The sequence below is a fragment of the Micromonospora sp. C41 genome (genome assembly GCF_018070485.1).
Taxonomy (GTDB): Bacteria; Actinomycetota; Actinomycetes; order Mycobacteriales; family Micromonosporaceae; genus Micromonospora; species Micromonospora chalcea.
This window is the reverse complement of the sequence record NZ_JAGPXP010000016.1, coordinates 1-18,514: the sequence shown is the minus strand read 5'-3', so window position 1 is coordinate 18,514 and position 18,514 is coordinate 1. Positions and strand designations below refer to the sequence as shown.

Below are 18,514 nucleotides of genomic sequence, written 5' to 3'. Positions count from 1 at the left end.
CGGAGGGCCGAGGGCAAGCCGGCGTAGCCGGTGCGGCAGCCGATCGCCGAAAGCTCGACGGCCGCCAGCCACCTTGGCGATCGTCATTGCCTGGCCGCGATCGACTGTCTGCCCGATGCGGGCGTGGCAACCCGTCGGCTGTCGGCGGCTTGCCGCCGGGCGGACCACCGGGCCCGCACTCGTGGAACATCGAAGGCCCTGACCGGGACTGACGTCCTGATCAGGGCCTTCACGCTGGAGCGGGTGACGAGAATCGAACCCGCACTGTCAGCTTGGGAATCAGGCTCAATCACGAATAGATGGCAGTCTTTGTACTTTTTATTTGACCGTGATTGGACTGGCGGCCCTTGCCTGGAACCTCGCCTTGACCTCTGTTGGCCGCCCGAACGGGCATGCCACGGGCACGTGAGAGTCGAAGACTCCGGCTCGTTACTGGTAGCGTTCGCCGGTGCGCGTTGGAGTGTATGTCGATGGGTACAACCTCTACTACGGTGGCCGAGGGCTATGCGGACAGGGAACCCCTGGCTGGCGCTGGCTCGACATCCGGGCCCTTGCAGAGCGCCTGCTAGCCAACGTGCCGACCTGGGCTGGTGCTCAGGCGCACCGAATCGTCTACTGCACTGCTGTAATCGACGCGGCTAGCAACCCCTCGGGCTTCATCGATCAAGACATCTACCTCAAGGCTCTGATGGCGTCATCGAGCGTCGACCTCATCGAGTACGGCAGCTATGTCTCTCGCGTGAAGTACGCCCCGCTTGCAGTAAAGGCCCAGAGCCGCAGCGCAGGCCCCCAGCTCGTAACCTCGCAGTGGCCGATCATGGTTCAGGACGCGCAGGGCAATCCAGTACAAAACGCGACATTCATGGTGTCGTACGCCCACCGAGAGGAAAAGGGTTCCGACGTCAACGTGGCTTCCCACCTCCTGGTCGACGTACTCACGTCGCAGGTAGACGCGGCCCTCGTGATCTCCAACGACAGTGATCTTAAATTTCCGGTGTCATATGCGAGGACACTCGTCCCCGTCGGCACGATTAACCCCTCGCGGAACTACCTGGCAGGAGCCTTGAAGGGACAACGAGGGGACGGGGTCGGCAGCCACTGGTGGAAGCAGCTCACGGCGGGAGACCTCCAAGCCTGTCAGCTCAGTGACCCTGTAGTGAGCCCTGCCGGCACCTACGCGCGCCCAGCCGGCTGGTAGCTCTATAGTCTGTCTCGGTTGCAGGTCGAACTAGGCTGCGCTACAGTTCACCGCATATACCACCCGGTTCCCCTAGAGGGGCCGGGTTTTTTTTGGGCCGAAGCACCCAACCCCTCGACGCTTCCATGCTCTGACCTGCGGGTATGCAACCGCCAGGGCCGGCAAGGCGGGGGTTCGCTTCGCACCAAACCGGCCTACAGGAGCCTGCGACAAGAGGGCGAAAGAGGGAGCATCCACTACGCTCAGGCCGCCCGTTGGGTGCAAGCATCGCGGAGCGACGGCCTGAGCGTAGTGGATGCTGTCAAGTCCCGCGCACCCGGCCCCGACTAGGCTCCGGCGCTCAAAGGCTAGGATAGCTAGCCGGAGCCTAGTCGGGGCCGGGTGCTTCAAAGACGCGACACGCCGGGGAAATTTGTGACATTCGTCACTCTGCTTATCCTCGCCATCCGGACTTTCTGCCGTCGATCCGGCCTCGCGGGGGCAGGCCGCTGCCCGACCCGCCAACTTCAAGACGGACTTGACGCACGAACGGCCCCTCCCCCGGCAGGCCCAGTCGCCGATGCCGACATTCGGACCGTCACCATTCCCGACGCGATCCGCCGTGACATCCGCCCACACCTGGACGACTTCGTCGACGAGGACCAGGACGCGCTCGTCTTCACCGGCGCGAAGGGTGCTGTCCTGCGCCGCTCCAACTTCCAGACCGCCTGCAAGTGGCGTGACTGCGTGGCTGCGGCTGGCCTGCCCGGCTTCCACTTCCACGACCTGCGGCACACCGGTAATACCCTGGCGTCCCGGACCGGGGCGAGCCTTGCCGACCTCATGGCCAGGATGGGTCACGCCTCGACTCGCGCGGCATTGATCTACCAGCACACCGCCAAGGAGCGCGACGAGCACATCGCGAGCGGGCTCAGCGAGCAGATCAAGAAGGGCCGTGATCGGGCACGTAGCGGGCACGGCCAGCGCAAGAAGCGGTAGCAACGAACGAGGCCCCAGCCAGGAAACCTGTCCTGAGCTGGGGCCTCACGTTGGAGCGGGTGACGGGAATCGAACCCGCACTGTCAGCTTGGGAAGCTGATGTTCTGCCATTGAACTACACCCGCAGGCGGCACCACTCTACCTGAAGCCCCCCACCCCCGTGCACTCAGGTGCGCGCGCCACCTCGGCGAGGTGGCGGCATCGGCGGGCGGTTGACCCAGCCACCTCCCCGAACTGGAGTGGATCAAGCACTCACCGGAGCCGGCAGGCGCGAAGTTGCACGTCGGAAACGTATGGGCATTCTCAAATGCATCGATGGGATGTAACGTCTGCCCCACGTTTCCGCACCGGCGTGACACACCCCCTGGCACGCCGTCAGAAAGAGGTGGGCCCATGGGACTCCGTCCCAACCTGCTGACCCGGCGTACCGCCGGTGTCGCGACGTCGACCCTCGCGCTGCTGCTCAGCACCGCCGCCGTCGGCGTCGTTCCCGCTGCTTCGGCCTTCTCGGCCGCCCCGGCCGGCGTCTGCGCCGAGCCTGCTGACGCCCACGCCGACGAGCACGCGAACGCTCGCGTCGCGAAGGGCGGCAACGCCAAGCTCGACCCCAACCACCTGACCGCCAAGCAGGTCCAGGACCGGGAGGCCGACCTCGCCGCCGCGCAGCGCGAGCGGGCCAACTTCCGGACCGGCGCGGTCACCCCGCTGGCCACCGTGACGATCCCGGTCGTCGTGCACGTCATCCAGGAGAACAGCACCCGGGCCGGCGGCAACATCACCGACTCGATGATCAACCAGCAGATCACCGTGCTGAACCAGTCGTACGCGGGCTCGACCGGCGGCGCCGCCACCGCCTTCGGCTTCCAGCTCACGAAGATCAACCGGGTGACCAACCCGTCGTGGTACCCGATCGTGCAGGGCTCCTCCGCCGAGCGCTCGATGAAGACCTCGCTGCGTGAGGGCGGCAAGAACACGCTGAACATCTACCTCGGCGAGCTGAGCGACAGCCTGCTGGGCTGGGCGACGTTCCCGAAGCGGACGCTGGACAAGATGGACGGCGTGGTCGTGCTCAACGAGTCGCTGCCCGGCGGCACCGCCACCAACTACAACCAGGGTGACACCGGCACCCACGAGGTCGGCCACTGGCTGAACCTCTACCACACCTTCCAGGGCGGCTGCTCCGGCTCGGGCGACAGCGTCTCCGACACCCCGGCCGAGGCGTCCCCGGCGTACCAGTGCCCGACCGGCCGCGACACCTGCTCGACCGCCGGCAAGGACCCGATCACCAACTTCATGGACTACACGTACGACTCCTGCATGTACCAGTTCACCGCCGGCCAGGCGAGCCGCATGCTCACCGCGTGGAACGCCTACCGCGCAGCCTGACCGCCTCGTACCGCGTACCGGTGCCGGCCCTGTCCTCGGACGGGGCCGGCACCGCTCGTTTCGGGGTCGGGGTCAGGCGGCCGGGCGGCGGGTGTCGAAGCCGTGCCGGCCGCGCCGGCCCTCCGCGCCCACCGGCTCACGCCGGGCCGGTTCGGCCCCGAGCGGGTCGAGCCACACCCGCACCTGCGGCGGAGCGGCGCCGGGCTGGGCGACAGGGTCGCGCCGGGTCAGCATCGCCGCCTCGACTGTGAACTCGAACAGCCGCCAGTCACCATGTGGCGACGCGCGGGCGATCCGGGCCAGCCGCGTCACGGTGGCCGGGTCGGTCACCGGCCGCGCGCGCCCCGCGACGTACGCCTCGTCGTCGCTCTCCTCGGGCGGGAACGAGTGCAGCGCGTAGCGGCCGTCGCGTTCGAGGTCGCGGCGCTTCGGCGAGTCGATGACGAAGCACCATAGGCCGTCGTCGGTGAACACCGGGGAGACCGGGTGCACGCGGGGGCCGCCGTCGGCGCGGACCGTGGCGAGGTAGCCGAAGCCCGGCCCGTACTGCTGCATCAGGAGGCGGATCTCGCCGGCGAGGCGGGGCTCGTCGGCGGCGAATTCGGACCAGGAAGCCATGCGGACATCCTATCGAACACGTGTACGAAGAAGTAGTGCGACACGCAGGTCACCCATACCGGTCGCTATGGTGTTCCGATGCTGCTCTCCGACCGCGACCTGATCTCCGAGATCAAGGCCGGCACGCTCGCGCTGGAGCCCTTCGAGCCCACGCTGGTGCAGCCGTCGAGCATCGACGTACGCCTGGACCGGCTGTTCCGGGTCTTCAACAACCACCTCTACACACACATCGACCCGTCGGTCCAGCAGGACGACCTCACCTCGATGGTGGAGGTGCCCGAGGGCCAGCCGTTCGTGCTGCACCCGGGCGAGTTCGTGCTCGCCTCCACGCTTGAGGTGATCTCGCTGGGCGACCAGCTCGCGGGCCGAATCGAGGGCAAGTCGAGCCTGGGGCGGCTGGGTCTGCTGACCCACTCGACAGCCGGTTTCATCGACCCCGGCTTCTCCGGCCACGTCACGCTGGAGCTGTCGAACGTGGCGAACCTGCCGATCACGCTCTGGCCCGGCATGAAGATCGGCCAGCTCTGCATCTTCCGGCTCTCCTCGCCGGCCGAGCACCCGTACGGCTCGGCCGTCTACGGCTCGCGTTACCAGGGGCAGCGCGGCCCGACGCCGAGCCGGTCCTGGCAGAGCTGGCGCACCTGGCCGACGCGCTGACGCCGGGCGCAGTTGTTAAGAAGGGCCCCCTCCTCTACCGGAGGCGTTAAGAGGGGGCCCTTCCTTACACGCGGCCGTAGCTGTTGATGTCGCCGTCGTCGACCCGCTTCATCGTGATGGGCTTGCCGGACTGGGAGGCGTGCACCACCCAGCCGTCGCCCACGTACATCGCCACGTGGTGCAGGTCGCTGTAGTAGAAGACGAGATCGCCGGCGCGCAGCTCGGCCCGGCTGATGCGCTTCGTCACGCCGTGCTGCTGGCGTGCGCTGTGCGGCAGCGAGACGCCGCCCTTGGCCCAGGCCGCCATGGTGAGGCCCGAGCAGTCGAAGTGGTCCGGGCCGGCGGCGCCCCAGACGTAGATCTTGCCGATCTGGGCGCAGGCGAACTTCACCGCCGCTCCGGCCGGGCCGCCGGGATAGCCGGCCGGGCAGGGCGCCGGGCGCAGCGGGCCGCCGCCGCCCTTGCCGTACACCTTGAGCCGCAGCTTCTCCAGCTTGGCGATCTCGGCGTCGATCTGCTTCTTCTTCGCCGCGAGCTGGGCCTCGGTGCGCGCCAGGCCGGCGATCATCTCGTCCAGCGGCTTCTTCTTCGCCGCCAGCTCGTCGCGCAGCGCGGCGACCGAGCGCACCTGCTCGTGCTGGCGGTGCGCGAAGCGGTCGAGCAGCTCCAGGCCGTCGACCAGGTCACCGGGTGAGCGGCTGCCGAGCAGCGCGTTGACCGTGGAGAGGTTGTCGGCCTTGTAGGCGTCGGCGGCGAGGCCGCCGACCTGACCGAGCGCGGCGTCCACCCGCGCCTGGAGGGGTGCGATCTGGCGGCCGAGCGCGTCGGCCTGCCTGCGCCGCGCGGCGAGCTGCTCGCGTACGTCGTTGACCTGCTCGATGACCGGTTCGAGCTTGTTCCAGTCGCGGTCGATCTGGGCCTCGATCTCGGCGACCGAGGGTTCGGCGTGTGCCGCAGTGGCGCCGCCGGTCAGTACGACGGCGGTGCCGACCAGTGCGGCGAGGGCGGTGGTGAAGCGGGACCAGCGGGAACGCGGCGCGGCGCTGGACCGGTCGACCGACCGGTTCGACGACGGCCGCGGGGCATGGAGTGCCACCGGGCGTCCGTACTCCTTCTTCCGTACCGCCTACCGGGTTAGCTGACGGATTCGGGCGGGAAGGGAGCCGCCCTACCGCAGCAGCGCTGCGGATTCACCCCAGGTACCTGGTTCCCCGGCTCGCCCGGAGGCGACTCGGCGGTGTCGGACCGTCACCGACCGGGTTGGACGGTGAGACGTGCGGCCGACGATTCACCAGAGTAGGGACCACCGTTATCGATCCGCAACTTCCAGCGCCGTGACACTCCGTACGCGATCCAGCGCCACACCGCGCACGGAGGTGAAATTTTCTTTCACGACTGATTACTTACTGGAAAGGTATTGACCGTCGCGGGTGTGCGGAGTGAGGGTGGAAACGCAGTGACCCCCATCCCTGTCCAGGAGGTTCGATGCATCTCTCCGCCCCGCCGTCGGGCAGACGGATACTGCTCGCCGCCGCCGTGGCCACGGCCACCGCGCTGGCGACCACCGGCCCGGTTACCGCCGCGCCGGACACGTCCGCGCCCGCGAGCGACCGGCAACAACAATACGCCGCCGCCGCGGCCGAGTACGGCGTGCCCCAGAACGTGCTGCTCGGTGTCTCCTATCTGGAGTCCCGCTGGGACACCCACCCGGGTCAGCCCAGCACCAGCGGCGGCTACGGCCCGATGCACCTGACCGACGCCGCGCACATCCTCGCCACGCCGGGCAGCGCCCACGTCGACGAGGACGAGGACCCGCGCGGCGACGACTCCCGGCCGCTGAAGCTCGACCCGGCCACCGCCGCCGCGCCGACGCGGGAGACGCCGCTGCCGAGCGCCTCGCTCCAGACGCTCGACGCGGCCGCCGCGCTCACCGGGCTGGACGCGGGGACGCTGCGCACCGACCCGGCCGCGAACATCCGCGGCGGCGCGGCGCTGCTGTCGTCGTACCAGAAGGCTCTGGGCGGGCCGGTCGGCGCCGGCACCGACCCGGCGGCCTGGTACGCCGCGGTGGCCCGCTACTCCGGCGCGGACACCGCCGACGCGGCGGCGGCCTTCGCCGACGAGGTCTACGACCAGCTCGGCCAGGGCGCCACCCGGACCACCGACGACGGCCAGCGGGTCACGCTCGCCGCCACCGCCGCGAAGCCGGACCGCTCCCGGCTGGCCCGCCTCGGCCTGCGCACCGCGCAGCGGCCGGACGGGCTGGAGTGCCCGGTCCGGCTGGCCTGCGAGTGGATTCCCGCGCCCTACGAGCAGCTCAGCGACGACCCGGGCGACTACGGCAACCACGACCTGGCTGACCGGCCGAAGCAGCAGAAGATCGAGTACATCGTCATCCACGACACCGAGGGCTACTTCGGCCCGAGCGTCGACCTGGTGAAGCGGGCCGACTACCTGGGCTGGCACTACACGCTGCGCTCGGTGGACGGCTACATCGCCCAGCACATCAAGACCAAGGACGTCGGCTGGCACGCCGGCAACTGGTACGTCAACGCCAAGTCCATCGGCCTGGAGCACGAGGGCTTCGCCGGCCAGGGCACCTGGTACACCGAGGCGATGTACCGCACCTCCGCCAAGCTGGTCCGCCACCTGGCGCTGAAGTTCGGCATCCCGATGGACCGGCAGCACATCATCGGCCACGACAACGTGCCCGGCATCACCGCCGCCAACGTGGGCGGCATGCACTGGGACCCGGGGCCCTACTGGGACTGGTCGCACTACTTCGACCTGATGAAGGCGCCGTTCCGCGGCACCGGCACGGCGAAGACCGGCCTGGTCACCATCGACCCGGACTTCGCCACCAACCGGCCCGCGTTCACCGGTTGCAACCAGCAGCCGCCGGGCGTCCCGACGCCCACCCCGCCGGCGCAGCCGTGCCCCTCGCGCGGCTCCTCCGCGGTGATCCTGCGGACCGCGCCGAGCCCGGACGCCCCGCTCGTCAACGACCTCGGGCTGCGCCCGGACGGCACGCCGGACACCATGTACATCTCCGACCACGGCGCCCGCGCCTCGGCCGGCCAGACGTACGCGCTCGCCGGCCGGCAGGGCGACTGGACCGCGATCTGGTACCTCGGCCAGAAGGCGTGGTTCCACAACCCGGCCTCCGCGCCCACCGCCAAGTGGGCCACCGGCTTCGTGGTGACCCCGCGGCCCGGCAAGGCCACCATCCCGGTGTACGGCCGCGCCTACCCGGAGCAGTCCGCCTACCCGGACACCATCCCGTACCAGGCCATCTCTCCGCTGCAGTACACGTTCGCCGCCGGCCAGCGGTACGCGGTCGGCGGGGTGCTGCCCGGCGAGTACTACCGGGCGGTCTCGTTCGACGGTTCCGCGCCGGGTGACCGGACCGTGGTACGCGGGAAGAACCAGTACGTGCAGGTCCAGTTCGGCCACCGGATCATGTTCGTGAACCTGGACGACGTGCTGATCCTGCCGTCCCCGGTCGGCGCGCCGCGCTGACCTCTCCCCGAGAACGCGAAGGCCCCCGGTCCGTGCGGACCGGGGGCCTTTCGGTGTGACCGAGGTCAGGTGACCCGGACGAAGCCGGCGAGCGGCTGGGTGTTGATGCTCGACACCTGGACCGGTTTGCCTGTCCGGGGCGCGTGCACCATCACCCCGTTGCCGAGATAGAGCCCGACGTGATGCAGATCGGAGCCGAAGAACACCAGGTCACCCGGGCGCGCCTCGGAACGGGACACCTTGCGGCCCTCGTTCCACTGCGCGCCGGTGAAGTGGGTGAGCGAGATGCCCGCCGCCTTGTACGCGTACTGCGTGAGGCCGGAGCAGTCGAACGCGTTCGGGCCGGTGGCGCCCCACACGTACGGGTCGCCGACCTGGGCGCACGCCGTCGCGATCGCGGTACGCGCGGCGCTGCTCACCACGCCGTCGATCTTCGGGCAGCCCGCCGGGCGGATCGAGGTCACCGGCAGCATCGCGGTGAGCCGCTTGATCTCCGAGTCGATCTGCTTCTTCTTCGCCGCGAGGTCGTTCTGCTGCTTGGTCTCCAGCTCGATCAGCTCGTCGAGCTTCTCCTTCTGCCTGTTGTACTCGTCCCGCACCTTGAGCACACCGGCGATCTGACGGCGCTGGTCGTCGGCGATCCGGTCCAGCATGACCAGCTGCTCGGCCAGCGTGCCCGGCTTGGTGCTCACCAGCAGCGCGCCCAGCTCCTGCGACGGGCCCTGGATGTAGTAGCGGGCCGCGATGTCGCCGACCTTGTTCATGGCGAGCGTGGAGGCCAGCTCCAGCGGCACCATCTTGTCCTTCAGCGCCTTGGACTTCTTCTGGTTGGCGCGAAGCTGCGAGCGGACCTTGTTGAACTGCTCGATGGTGGGTTCGAGCTGCTCCCACTGCTTGTCGATCTGCGCGTCGATCTCGTCCACCGACGGCGCCGCGTGCGCCGGAGCCGTCAGCATCCCGGCGCCGACCGCGGCGGCCGCGACCAGGGTGACCAGACGGCGTGCCATCCGGTGGAACCCGGCACGTCGGCCGGGTGGAGCGCTCGGGGCGTGACGTTGAGGGGGCGTGGTTGCCACCGGCACGGACTCCTTTGCAACCGACCGCCGGGCGCCTCGCGAGAGGGAAGATCGAGGCAGACGACCCACAGCGGTCGGTGCCCCACATTAGGGAAGGCGTCCGGTGGAATCAAGGCGACCGTTTGTTCAATCACGTATCCGCAATCGATTGCACACCAAGGGTATTCATTTCATCTTCCGACGATGGCTGTCAATACGTCGTCGAGCGTCACCACGCCCATCGGCCGCCGTCCGTCGCTGACCAGCACCATGTGGCGGCGTTCGCGGCGCATCGCGAGCAGCAGGTCGGCGAGCGTACGGTCCGGCGGCACCACCGCCAGCGGCCGGTAGACAGCGGCCGGCACGGGGGCCCGGCGACTCGCGCCGGCGTAGCCGAGCACGTCCTTCACGTGCACGAAACCGAGCACCCGGCGGGTGGACCGCTGCACCACCGGGAAGCGGGACCGGCCGGTGCGGGTCGCCAGCACCTCCAGCGACGCCGGTGAGACGTCCTCGGCGACTGTGGTGACAGTGGACCACTGTTGCAGCGCGTCCGCCGCCGTACGGCTGTGCAGGGCCAGCGCGCCGGTGATCCGGGCGTGCTCCTCGGCGTCCAGCAACCCCTCGGTACGCGCCTGCGAGACCAGCCCGGCCAGTTCCTCGGCGGTGAACACGGTTTTCACCGCGTCTGTCGCCTCCACCCGCCACCACCGCAGCACCTGCCGGGACGCCCACTTCATCGCCAGCAGCAGCGGCTTGGTGACCAGGCAGAACGCCAGCATGGCCGGGCCGAGCCAGAGCGCCGAAGGCTCCGGACCGGCCAGCGTGATGTTCTTCGGCACCATCTCGCCGACCACCGTGTGCAGGAACACCACCACCGCCAGCGCGATGACGAAGGTCACCGGGTGCACCGCCGAGGCGGGCATCCCCAGCGCGGCGAACGGCCCCTCCAGCAGGTGGGCCAGCGCCGGCTCGGCGATCGCGCCGAGGCCGAGGGAACAGACGGTGATGCCGAGCTGCGCTCCGGCGATCATCAGCGGAATCTGGTTCATCGCTGCGAGCGCCCACCGGGCCCGCTTCGACGTCGCCGCAAGCGGTTCGATCACCGTACGGCGGGAGGCGATCAGCGCGAACTCGCTGCCCACGAAGAACGCGTTGCCGAGCAGCAACACCACCGCCACGAGTAGCTCAGGCACCGTCGTCGGGCTCCTCGGGGCGCACCACCCGCACCTGCTCGATCCGGTGCCGGTCGACCTCCACCACCGTGAACTCGTACCCGGCCTCGTCGACCGTCTCGCCCGGCACCGGGATGTGGCCCAGCCGCGCCATCAGGAAGCCGCCCAGCGTCTCGTACGGCCCGTCGGGCAGCCGGAACCCGGTCTGCTCGACCAGTTCGTCGGCGCGCAGCACGCCGTCGGCCAGGACGGTCCGCTCGCCGCCCGGCACGGTGAGCTCCACCGGCCCGGCGTCGTCGACCGCGTCCGGGTCGAACTCGTCGGCGATCTCCCCGACCAGTTCCTCGACCAGGTCCTCCACCGTCACCACGCCGTCGGTGCCGCCGTACTCGTCCACCACGATCGCCAGGTCCGCCCCGGCGGCCTTCAGCGCGGCCAGCACCCCGTTCAGGTTGAGGCTCTCCGGCACGTACACCGGTTCCCGGGCCACCGCGGCCACCGAGGTGACGGCCCGGCGGGCCAGCGGCACCCCCAGCGCGTCGGGCACCCCGGCGACGCCGGTGACCAGGTCGAGCGTCTCCTCGTAGACCGGGAACCGGGTCCGGCCGGTCTGCCGGGAGAGGTCCAGCAGGTCGGCGACGGACGCGGTGGCGCGCAGCGCTGTCACGTCCACCCTGGGCGTCATCGCCTCGGCGGCCCGCTTGTCGCCGAAGCGGATCGTGCGCCGCAGCAGCATCGCGGTGTCCGGCGGCAGCGCGCCGGCCCGCGCCGAGATGGCCGCGAGCAGGCCCAGCTCCTCCGGGGAGCGGGCGCTGGCCAGCTCCTCCTGCGGCTCCACGCCGAGGCGGCGCACCAGCCGGTTGGCTGATTCGTTCAGCAGCCGGATCAGCCAGCCGAACATGCGGGAGAACGCGCGCATCGGCGCGGCGGTGGCGAGCGCCGCCGGCATCGGGCGGGCCAGCGCCAGGTTCTTCGGCACCAGCTCGCCGAAGAGCATCGAGATGAGCGTGGCGAGGGCCAGCGCGAGCAGGCCGGAGAAGCGTTCCGCGCCGCCGAGCGGATGCAGCAGCGGGGCGAAGATCCGGGCCAGCGCGGGTTCGGCGAGGTAGCCGGTGAGCAGCGCGGTGAGGGTGATGCCGAGTTGCGCGCCGGAGAGCTGGAAGGACAGTTCGCGCAGCGCGCGGCGTACCGTGGCGGCCCGGCCGTCGCCCTCGCCGGCCCGCCTGTCGATCTCCGCCCGGTCCACGGTGACGAGGGCGAACTCGGCCGCGACGAAGAAGGCGTTGCCGGCGGTCAGCAGCACGAAACCGACCAGGGGCAACAGCGTCAGAAGAAGAAGGCCGTCGATGGGCGTGATTGTGGCACGCGAGCGCCGACGGTGGGCCCCCGTGGCGCGCGACGGCGGCGGCACCGCACGGGTGCCGCCGCCGTCGTGGTCCGGCTTCTGCCGGGGTACGCCTCAGCTCGCGCTCGGCGCGACCTCCGGCTCGCCGGCCGGGGCCTCCGGCTTGACCGAGCGCAGCAGCACGCTGGCCACGTCGACCACCTCGACCTGCTCGCCCGCGCCCTTGCCGTTCACGCCGTCGTTCAGCATCGTCGAGCAGAACGGGCAGCCGACCGCGATGGTCTTCGCCCCGGTGGACATGGCCTCCTCGACCCGGTCCACGTTGATCCGCTTGCCGATCTTCTCCTCCATCCACATCCGGGCGCCGCCGGCGCCGCAGCAGAAGGAGCGCTCGCTGTTACGCGGCATCTCGGTCAGCTCGCCCTGGATCGAATCGCCGAGCACCTCACGCGGCGCGGCGAAGATCCGGTTGTGGCGGCCCAGGTAGCACGGGTCGTGGTAGGTGACGCCGCCGTCCACCGGCTGCACCGGGGTGAGCTTGCCGGCGCTGACCAGGTGGGCCAGCAACTGGGTGTGGTGCACGACCTCGAACTCGCCGCCGAGCTGGCCGTACTCGTTGCCGAGCGTGTTGAAGCAGTGCGGGCAGGTGGCGACGATCTTGCGCTTGCTCTTCTCCCGGCCCTCGAACGCCTCGTTCAGCGTCTCGACGTTCTGCTGGGCGAGCATCTGGAAGACGAACTCGTTGCCGATGCGGCGGGCCGGGTCACCGGAGCAGGTCTCGCCCTCGCCGAGGATGGCGAAGGAGACGCCCGCCTCGTTGAGCAGCGTGGCGACCGCACGGGTGGTCTTCTTGGCCCGGTCCTCGAACGCGCCGGCGCAGCCGACCCAGAACAGGTACTCGAAGTCGTCGACCTCGCCGACCCGAGGCACCTCGAACCCGAGGCCCTTGGTCCAGTCCTCGCGGGTGTTCTGCGGGGCACCCCACGGGTTGCCCTTGTTCTCCAGGTTGCGCAGCATGACGCCGGCCTCGGACGGGAAGCTCGACTCGATCAGCACCTGGTAGCGGCGCATGTCGACGATGTGGTCCACGTGCTCGATGTCCACCGGGCACTGCTCGACGCACGCGCCACAGGTGGTGCAGGACCAGAGCACGTCCGGGTCGATGACGCCGCCCTCTTCGGCGGTGCCGATCAGCGGCCGGTCGGCCTCGGCCATGGCGAGCACGTCGACGCCGGCCAGCTGATCCTGCGTCGCCTTCTCCTCGCCGGTGAGGTCCTTGCCGCCGCCGGCCAGGAGGTAGGGCGCCTTGGCGTACGCGTGGTCGCGCAGGCTCAGCACCAGCAGCTTCGGCGACAGCGGCTTGCCGGTGTTCCAGGCCGGGCACTGCGACTGGCAGCGGCCGCACTCGGTGCAGGTGCTGAAGTCGAGCAGGCCCTTCCAGCTGAACTGCTCGACCTGGGCGACGCCGAACTGGTCCTTCTCCGGGTCGGCCTCCTCGAAGTCCAGCGGCTTGCCCTCGCTGGTCATCGGGCGCAGCGGGCCGAGGCCGGAGCCGGCCGGCTTCTCCGGGTCGCGCTTGAAGAAGATGTTCGGGAAGGCCAGGAAGCGGTGCCAGGCCACGCCCATGGTGACGTTCAGCGAGATCACGATGAGCCAGGTCATCGAGATGCAGATCTTGATGAGCGCGGCGACGCTGACGCCGGCCTCCCAGTTCGGGAGGACCGAGCCGATCGCGTGGCTGAGCGGGGCGGCCCAGACCGGGTACTCGAAGTGGTCGGTGGCGACCTTGAAGCCCCGGATCACGAACCCGAAGATCAGGACCAGCAGGACGACCCACTCGACGAAGTAGCCCTGCCACATGCTCGAACCGGTGAACCGGGAGCGGTTCTCCGCGCGGCCCGGCCGGTTGCGCAGGCGGATCGCCATCAGTACCAGGATGCCGACCAGGCCGAGGATGCCGATCCACTCGGTGACCAGGCCGAAGATCGTCCAGTGCCCGATGATCGGCAACCCGCCACCGGTCGAGACGACCTCGAAGTAGGCCTCCAGCACCAGCAGCGACAGCACGATGAAGCCGACCATCACGAACCAGTGGGCGGCGCCGACCACGCTCCACTTCAGCATGCGGGTGTGACCTGCGGTCTCCACCAGCATCTTCTTGGTACGCGCGCCCTTGTCGCCGAAGCGCTCCGGCGCGGGCTGACCGAGCCGGATGACGGCGGTCATCTTCATGACCGCGCGCACCGCAAGCCACACCGCGACAGCGGTGATGGCGGCCGCGAGGATCGTGGTGACGATCTGGACGCTGCCCATCGAGTTGGCCTCCCGGTCTGCTGCTTGTCCGTGCAGCCTACGCGCAAGGTTACCCAGCAGTAACGTGAGTCTTCTCGCACCAGGCCACGCCGCCCTGCGCACACCTTAGGTGTAGCGGCGACGAAGCGCCTGGCAGGGGCGGCGTGGCGTGACCTACGCCGGGTCGACGGGCGGCCGGCTCAGCGCCAGCGGGAGAGCAGGATCAGCGAGGAGACCATCGCGCCGAAGCCGACAGCGAGGTTCCAGTAACCCCAGGTGGCGACCGGGTACGCCTGCTCGGACAGGTAGTAGAGCACCAGCCAGCCGATGCCGATCACGATCAGCGCGACCGCCGTAACCGGCAGCCAGACCGGGCTAGGCTTGCGCGTCGACGCCGTCGCCGTCGGACGAACGTCCGTGGGCGGGGTGTACACCTTCTTCTTGCGGACCTGAGACTTGGGCACGACGCTCTCCAGAGGGGGGTACGACCTCGTCCGGCCTGACAACCGGGCGCGAGGGCGACGGTCCATGGCCAATAATGTTCGACAGCTAGCGTAGTCCCGACGGACCGTCCAGGCCACGAATGGGGCCAGGCCGGTGCACTCAGTAACCGGAAAGAGCGGACTTTCCGGGTCGATCAGGTCGGTTCGCATCGGCGCGAGCCGGAACGAGACGACGGGAAAGGGAACGCCCGGTGGAGTACACGTCCGGCGCCGCCTCCTGGCAGAAGGTCCTCCGCCGCGCGGCAGCCGCCCTGCTGCCCCGGCGCGCCCGCCAGCGCCGCCCGGGCTGGTCGATCGGCGTACCCCTGATCGCCGCCGCGGCCGGGCTGCTGTTCACCACCACCGCCACCACCGCGGGCGGCACGCCGCTGCGCGAGGACCGCCGGCCCCAGCTCACCCAGCTGATCGAGGACCGCCGGGAGCAGGTGGCGGCGAGCGAGGCGAAGGCCGCCCGGCTCCGCACCGAGGTGGAGGAGCAGACCGCCGCGCTGGCCGGCGCCGACGGGCCGATCAAGACCGAACGGGACCGGGCCGCCGCGAGCCGGCAGGCCGCCGGGTTCACCGCGCTCACCGGCAGCGGCGTGACGGTCGAGCTGAACGACGCCGACCGCCGGCCCGACCAGCCGCTGCCCAAGGGCGCCAGCAACGACGACCTGGTCGTGCACCAGGGCGACGTCCAGGCGGTGGTCAACGCGCTCTGGGCCGGCGGCGCGGAGGCCATGTCAATCATGAACGTCCGCGTGCTCAGCACCAGCGCGGTACGCTGCGTCGGTAACACCCTGCTGCTGCACGGCCGGGTGTACTCCCCTCCTTTCAAGATCGTGGCAATCGGCGACCCCGCGGAACTCCAGCGGGCGCTCGCCGCCTCTGAGGGAGTGCGGGTGTTCAAGGAAGTGGCTGAGCACTACCAACTCGGCTACGTCGAGCGCGTCTCCACAGTCACCGTGCCGGCGTTCGAGGACTCCACCGCGTTGCAGTCGGCGACGGTGCCCCGGTGAGCGGCGGCGACCCCCGGGACCGCCGCGGCCACGACCGCCAGGAGGAGCCCACCGCGTTCCTCCCCAAGGTCGAGCGCCCGGCCCCCGCCCCGGCGTCGCCGCCCCCGCTCGACCTGCCCTGGCCCGACGCCGGACCGTCGCACACCTCTCCGGCGCGACGGGGCCCGTTCCCACCGACGCCCGCCCCACCACGGAGCGCCCCGCCACGGACCGCCCCGCCGTCGACCGCCCCACCGTCGACCGCCCCGCCACCGCCCGGCCCGCCACGGTCCGCTCCGCCGCCCTGGCCGGGCAACCAGGCCCATCCGCCGGCCGGCCCGCACCGCGCCGAGGCCGACAGGCGGTTCCGCCCCTCCGCCGGCGGGATTCCCGAATCCGGGTTCCAGCCCTCCGGTGGCAGAGTTCCCGAGTCCGGGTTCCAGCCTTCCGGTGACGGGATCCCCGAGTCGGCGCACCGATCGCCCGGCCGTCCGGGCGCGGGCGGGTCCGGCCCGGCGCGTTTCGCCGGGCCGGCCGGACCCGGCACCGGCCAGCCGGGCGGTCCACCGCAGCACACGGCCGCGCCCCAGCGCGGGCCCGGGATGCGTCCCGCCACGCCGGCCGACGTGCCGCCCCGGACGGGCGAACGCACGACGCGACCGGGCGACGTCCCACCCCCGGCGGGTGAACGCCGGACGCGACCCGGCGACGCCCCGCCCGGGACGGGTGAGCGGCAGATGCGGCCGGGCGCGTACGGACCGGCGGCGCACCAGAATCCCGCCCGCCCGGCCGGCGGCGCGCTCCCGCCGGAACGCGGTGTGCGCGGGGCCCAGCCGCCGCACACCGGCCCGCAGCCGTGGGAGAACGGAGGACGTACGCCGGGGGGCGAGGGACGGCAGGCGGCCGGTGCGCCCGGCGTACCCCGGTTCGGCGGCCCGGCCGACGCGGACCGGACCCCGCCGGCCGACCCGGGAGCGACGGCGGTGCTGCCCGCCGTCACCCGGCCGCCCGCGGACCCCCGGATGGACGCCACCGGGCTGATGGGCGCGGTGCCTCCGGCGCCGGACGCGGCGGACAGCGGCGACGAGCCACCGGCCGAGCCGCCCCGCCCCCGGCGCGGCGAGCGGGTGGTGCAGTTGCGGCCCGAGCAGACCGGCGAGGGCTACCGGAGCGTCTACTCCGAGCTGACCCGCCCCAGCGCCGGCTCCCGGCTGCGCACCGTCGTACGCGGCGCCGGCGAACTGCTCATCACGTTCGGCCTGGTGGTGCTCCTCTTCGCCGGCTACGAGATCTGGGGCAAGGCGGTCATCGTCGACGCCCACCAGAGCGACCTGAACAGCCAGCTCGCCCAGGAGTGGGGCGCGGACCCGACGGTCGCCCCGACCACCGGGCCGACCGTGAAGCCGAAGCCGCCGGCCAACGGAAAACCGGTCGCCGGCCTCTACATCCCCAAGTTCGACAAGCACTGGGTGGTGGTCGAGGGGGTCACCCCCAACGACATCCGGTACGCCCCGGGCCGCTACCCGGACAGCGCCATGCCCGGCGAGGTGGGCAACTTCGCCGTGGCGGGCCACCGGATCCGCTCCACGTTCTGGCGGCTGGACGAGCTGAAGACCGGCGACGCCATAGTGGTCGAGACCCGCACCGACTGGCTCGTCTACCGCGTGTACGAGCAGCGCATCGTCAAGCCGTCCCAGGTCGAGGTGGTCGCGCCGGTGCCGGGCAAGCCGGGCCAGAAGCCCACCGAGAAGCTGCTCACGCTCACCACCTGCAACCCGAAGTTCGACAACTACCAGCGGCTGATCATCCACGCCCGGCTGGACACCGTCCAGGCCAAGTCGGCGGGCCGCCCGGCCGAACTGGAGACGTGAGCCGTGTACTCCTGGATCTGGCGGAAACTTCCCTTCGGGCTGCCCGGAAAGCTGATCGGCTCGCTGCTGCTGGCCACCGCCACCGTCGCGCTGCTCTGGTTCGTGGTGTTCCCGTGGGCCGAGCCGCTGCTGCCGTTCGACGACGTGCAGGTCACCCAGGACTCCGGCGTACCGGGTGACGGCGGGCTCACCGAGCCGACCGGGCTGCCCGGCGACGAGGAGCTGCCGTACAGCACCGAGACGAACAACGCCCCGCCCCCCACCCCGAACAGGTGACCCCGATGCGTGTCCTGGTGATCGACAACTACGACTCGTTCGTCTTCAACCTCGTGCAGTACCTCGGCCAGCTCGGGGCCGACTGCGACGTACGGCGCAACGACGAGATCGACGTCGCCGAGGTGGGCCGCGCGGGCGCCGGTGGCATCCTGCTGTCGCCCGGTCCGGGCAGCCCGGACCGCGCCGGCATCTGCCTGGACGTCATCCGCGAGTACGCCGGCAAGCTCCCGATCTTCGGCGTCTGCCTCGGTCACCAGGCGATCGGCGAGGCGTTCGGCGCCACAGTGGCGCGCGCGCCGGAGCTGCTGCACGGCAAGACCTCAGAGGTACGCCACGACGGTGTGGGCGTGCTCGCCGGCCTGCCCGACCCGTTCACCGCCACCCGCTACCACTCACTCGCCGTACTGCCCGAGACGCTGCCGGACGAGCTGGAGGTCACCGGCCGGACCGGCTCCGGCGTGGTGATGGCGATGCGGCACCGGACGCTGCCCATCGAGGGCGTGCAGTTCCACCCGGAGTCGGTGCTGACCGAGGGCGGTCACCTCATGCTGGCGAACTGGCTGGCCGCCTGCGGCTTCCCGGAAGCGCTGGAGCGTGCCCCGGAGCTGGCCGCCGAGGTCGACGCCCGCCGCCGGGCCGCCTTCGCCGCAGCCTGACCCGCCCG

16 protein-coding genes, 1 tRNA gene and 1 riboswitch are annotated in these 18,514 nt (G+C 70.8%); of the genes, 9 read left to right on the top strand and 8 right to left on the bottom strand.

Annotated features, from left to right (window positions below; translation table 11 throughout):
- Positions 1-448: 448 nt before the first annotated feature.
- On the top strand, positions 449-1,198 hold the full coding sequence (locus tag KBX43_RS18235; protein ID WP_064447980.1) for an NYN domain-containing protein: 750 nt from the start codon (positions 449-451) through the stop codon (positions 1,196-1,198).
- 414 nt (positions 1,199-1,612) lie between these two features.
- Positions 1,613-2,176: a tyrosine-type recombinase/integrase gene (locus KBX43_RS18230; protein WP_307851554.1), complete on the top strand. Its 564-nt coding sequence runs from the start codon at positions 1,613-1,615 to the stop codon at positions 2,174-2,176.
- 51 nt (positions 2,177-2,227) lie between these two features.
- Here KBX43_RS18230 and KBX43_RS18225 read toward each other — a convergent pair.
- Positions 2,228-2,301: transfer RNA gene (locus KBX43_RS18225), tRNA-Gly, on the bottom strand.
- A gap of 268 nt (positions 2,302-2,569) precedes the next feature.
- On the opposite strand from KBX43_RS18225, the gene KBX43_RS18220 reads away from it, so the two are divergent.
- Positions 2,570-3,562, top strand: a complete 993-nt coding sequence (locus KBX43_RS18220; protein WP_043327608.1) for a zinc metalloprotease — start codon at positions 2,570-2,572, stop codon at positions 3,560-3,562.
- A gap of 72 nt (positions 3,563-3,634) precedes the next feature.
- Here the strand turns inward: KBX43_RS18220 and KBX43_RS18215 are convergent, their stop codons facing one another.
- On the bottom strand, positions 3,635-4,180 hold the full coding sequence (locus tag KBX43_RS18215; RefSeq protein WP_064447989.1) for a pyridoxamine 5'-phosphate oxidase family protein: 546 nt from the start codon (positions 4,178-4,180) through the stop codon (positions 3,635-3,637).
- Positions 4,181-4,258: 78 nt separating this feature from the next.
- On the opposite strand from KBX43_RS18215, the gene dcd reads away from it, so the two are divergent.
- Positions 4,259-4,837 carry a dCTP deaminase gene (gene dcd, locus KBX43_RS18210; protein WP_210885827.1) on the top strand — a complete coding sequence of 193 codons (579 nt, stop codon included), beginning with the start codon at positions 4,259-4,261 and terminating at the stop codon, positions 4,835-4,837.
- A 64-nt stretch (positions 4,838-4,901) separates the two neighbouring features.
- On the opposite strand, the gene KBX43_RS18205 is transcribed toward dcd, so the two are convergent.
- Complete coding sequence (locus KBX43_RS18205; protein WP_043327611.1) at positions 4,902-5,933, bottom strand: NlpC/P60 family protein; 1,032 nt, start codon at positions 5,931-5,933, stop codon at positions 4,902-4,904.
- Positions 5,934-5,946: 13 nt separating this feature from the next.
- Positions 5,947-6,084: riboswitch (cyclic di-AMP (ydaO/yuaA leader) on the bottom strand.
- A gap of 238 nt (positions 6,085-6,322) precedes the next feature.
- Between KBX43_RS18205 and KBX43_RS18200 the strand changes: the two genes are divergently transcribed.
- On the top strand, positions 6,323-8,356 hold the full coding sequence (locus tag KBX43_RS18200) for an N-acetylmuramoyl-L-alanine amidase (RefSeq protein WP_064447991.1): 2,034 nt from the start codon (positions 6,323-6,325) through the stop codon (positions 8,354-8,356).
- A 65-nt stretch (positions 8,357-8,421) separates the two neighbouring features.
- Here the strand turns inward: KBX43_RS18200 and KBX43_RS18195 are convergent, their stop codons facing one another.
- The 5 genes from KBX43_RS18195 to KBX43_RS18175 all read right to left on the bottom strand — a co-directional run bounded on the left by KBX43_RS18195 (position 8,422) and on the right by KBX43_RS18175 (position 14,687).
- A complete protein-coding gene (locus KBX43_RS18195) occupies positions 8,422-9,432 on the bottom strand; it encodes a C40 family peptidase (protein ID WP_064448126.1) in 1,011 nt (336 codons plus the stop codon).
- Between the two features lie 170 nt (positions 9,433-9,602).
- Positions 9,603-10,607 carry a hemolysin family protein gene (locus KBX43_RS18190; RefSeq protein ID WP_064447992.1) on the bottom strand — a complete coding sequence of 335 codons (1,005 nt, stop codon included), beginning with the start codon at positions 10,605-10,607 and terminating at the stop codon, positions 9,603-9,605.
- On the bottom strand, positions 10,600-11,907 hold the full coding sequence (locus KBX43_RS18185) for a hemolysin family protein (RefSeq protein ID WP_043327614.1): 1,308 nt from the start codon (positions 11,905-11,907) through the stop codon (positions 10,600-10,602). Before KBX43_RS18185 ends, KBX43_RS18190 begins: the two co-directional genes overlap by 8 nt.
- A 138-nt stretch (positions 11,908-12,045) precedes the next feature.
- Positions 12,046-14,244 carry a (Fe-S)-binding protein gene (locus tag KBX43_RS18180; protein ID WP_210885823.1) on the bottom strand — a complete coding sequence of 733 codons (2,199 nt, stop codon included), beginning with the start codon at positions 14,242-14,244 and terminating at the stop codon, positions 12,046-12,048.
- A 179-nt stretch (positions 14,245-14,423) separates the two neighbouring features.
- A complete protein-coding gene (locus KBX43_RS18175; protein WP_209963882.1) occupies positions 14,424-14,687 on the bottom strand; it encodes a cell division protein CrgA in 264 nt (87 codons plus the stop codon).
- Between the two features lie 230 nt (positions 14,688-14,917).
- Between KBX43_RS18175 and KBX43_RS18170 the strand changes: the two genes are divergently transcribed.
- From KBX43_RS18170 to KBX43_RS18155, 4 genes are all read left to right on the top strand, one after another.
- On the top strand, positions 14,918-15,724 hold the full coding sequence (locus KBX43_RS18170; RefSeq protein WP_043327617.1) for a DUF881 domain-containing protein: 807 nt from the start codon (positions 14,918-14,920) through the stop codon (positions 15,722-15,724).
- 716 nt (positions 15,725-16,440) lie between these two features.
- Positions 16,441-17,574: a class E sortase gene (locus KBX43_RS31610; protein WP_231915605.1), complete on the top strand. Its 1,134-nt coding sequence runs from the start codon at positions 16,441-16,443 to the stop codon at positions 17,572-17,574.
- Between the two features lie 3 nt (positions 17,575-17,577).
- A complete protein-coding gene (locus KBX43_RS18160) occupies positions 17,578-17,850 on the top strand; it encodes a hypothetical protein (RefSeq protein WP_030500496.1) in 273 nt (90 codons plus the stop codon).
- Positions 17,851-17,855: 5 nt separating this feature from the next.
- On the top strand, positions 17,856-18,506 hold the full coding sequence (locus KBX43_RS18155; protein WP_064448127.1) for an aminodeoxychorismate/anthranilate synthase component II: 651 nt from the start codon (positions 17,856-17,858) through the stop codon (positions 18,504-18,506).
- Positions 18,507-18,514 lie beyond the last annotated feature (8 nt).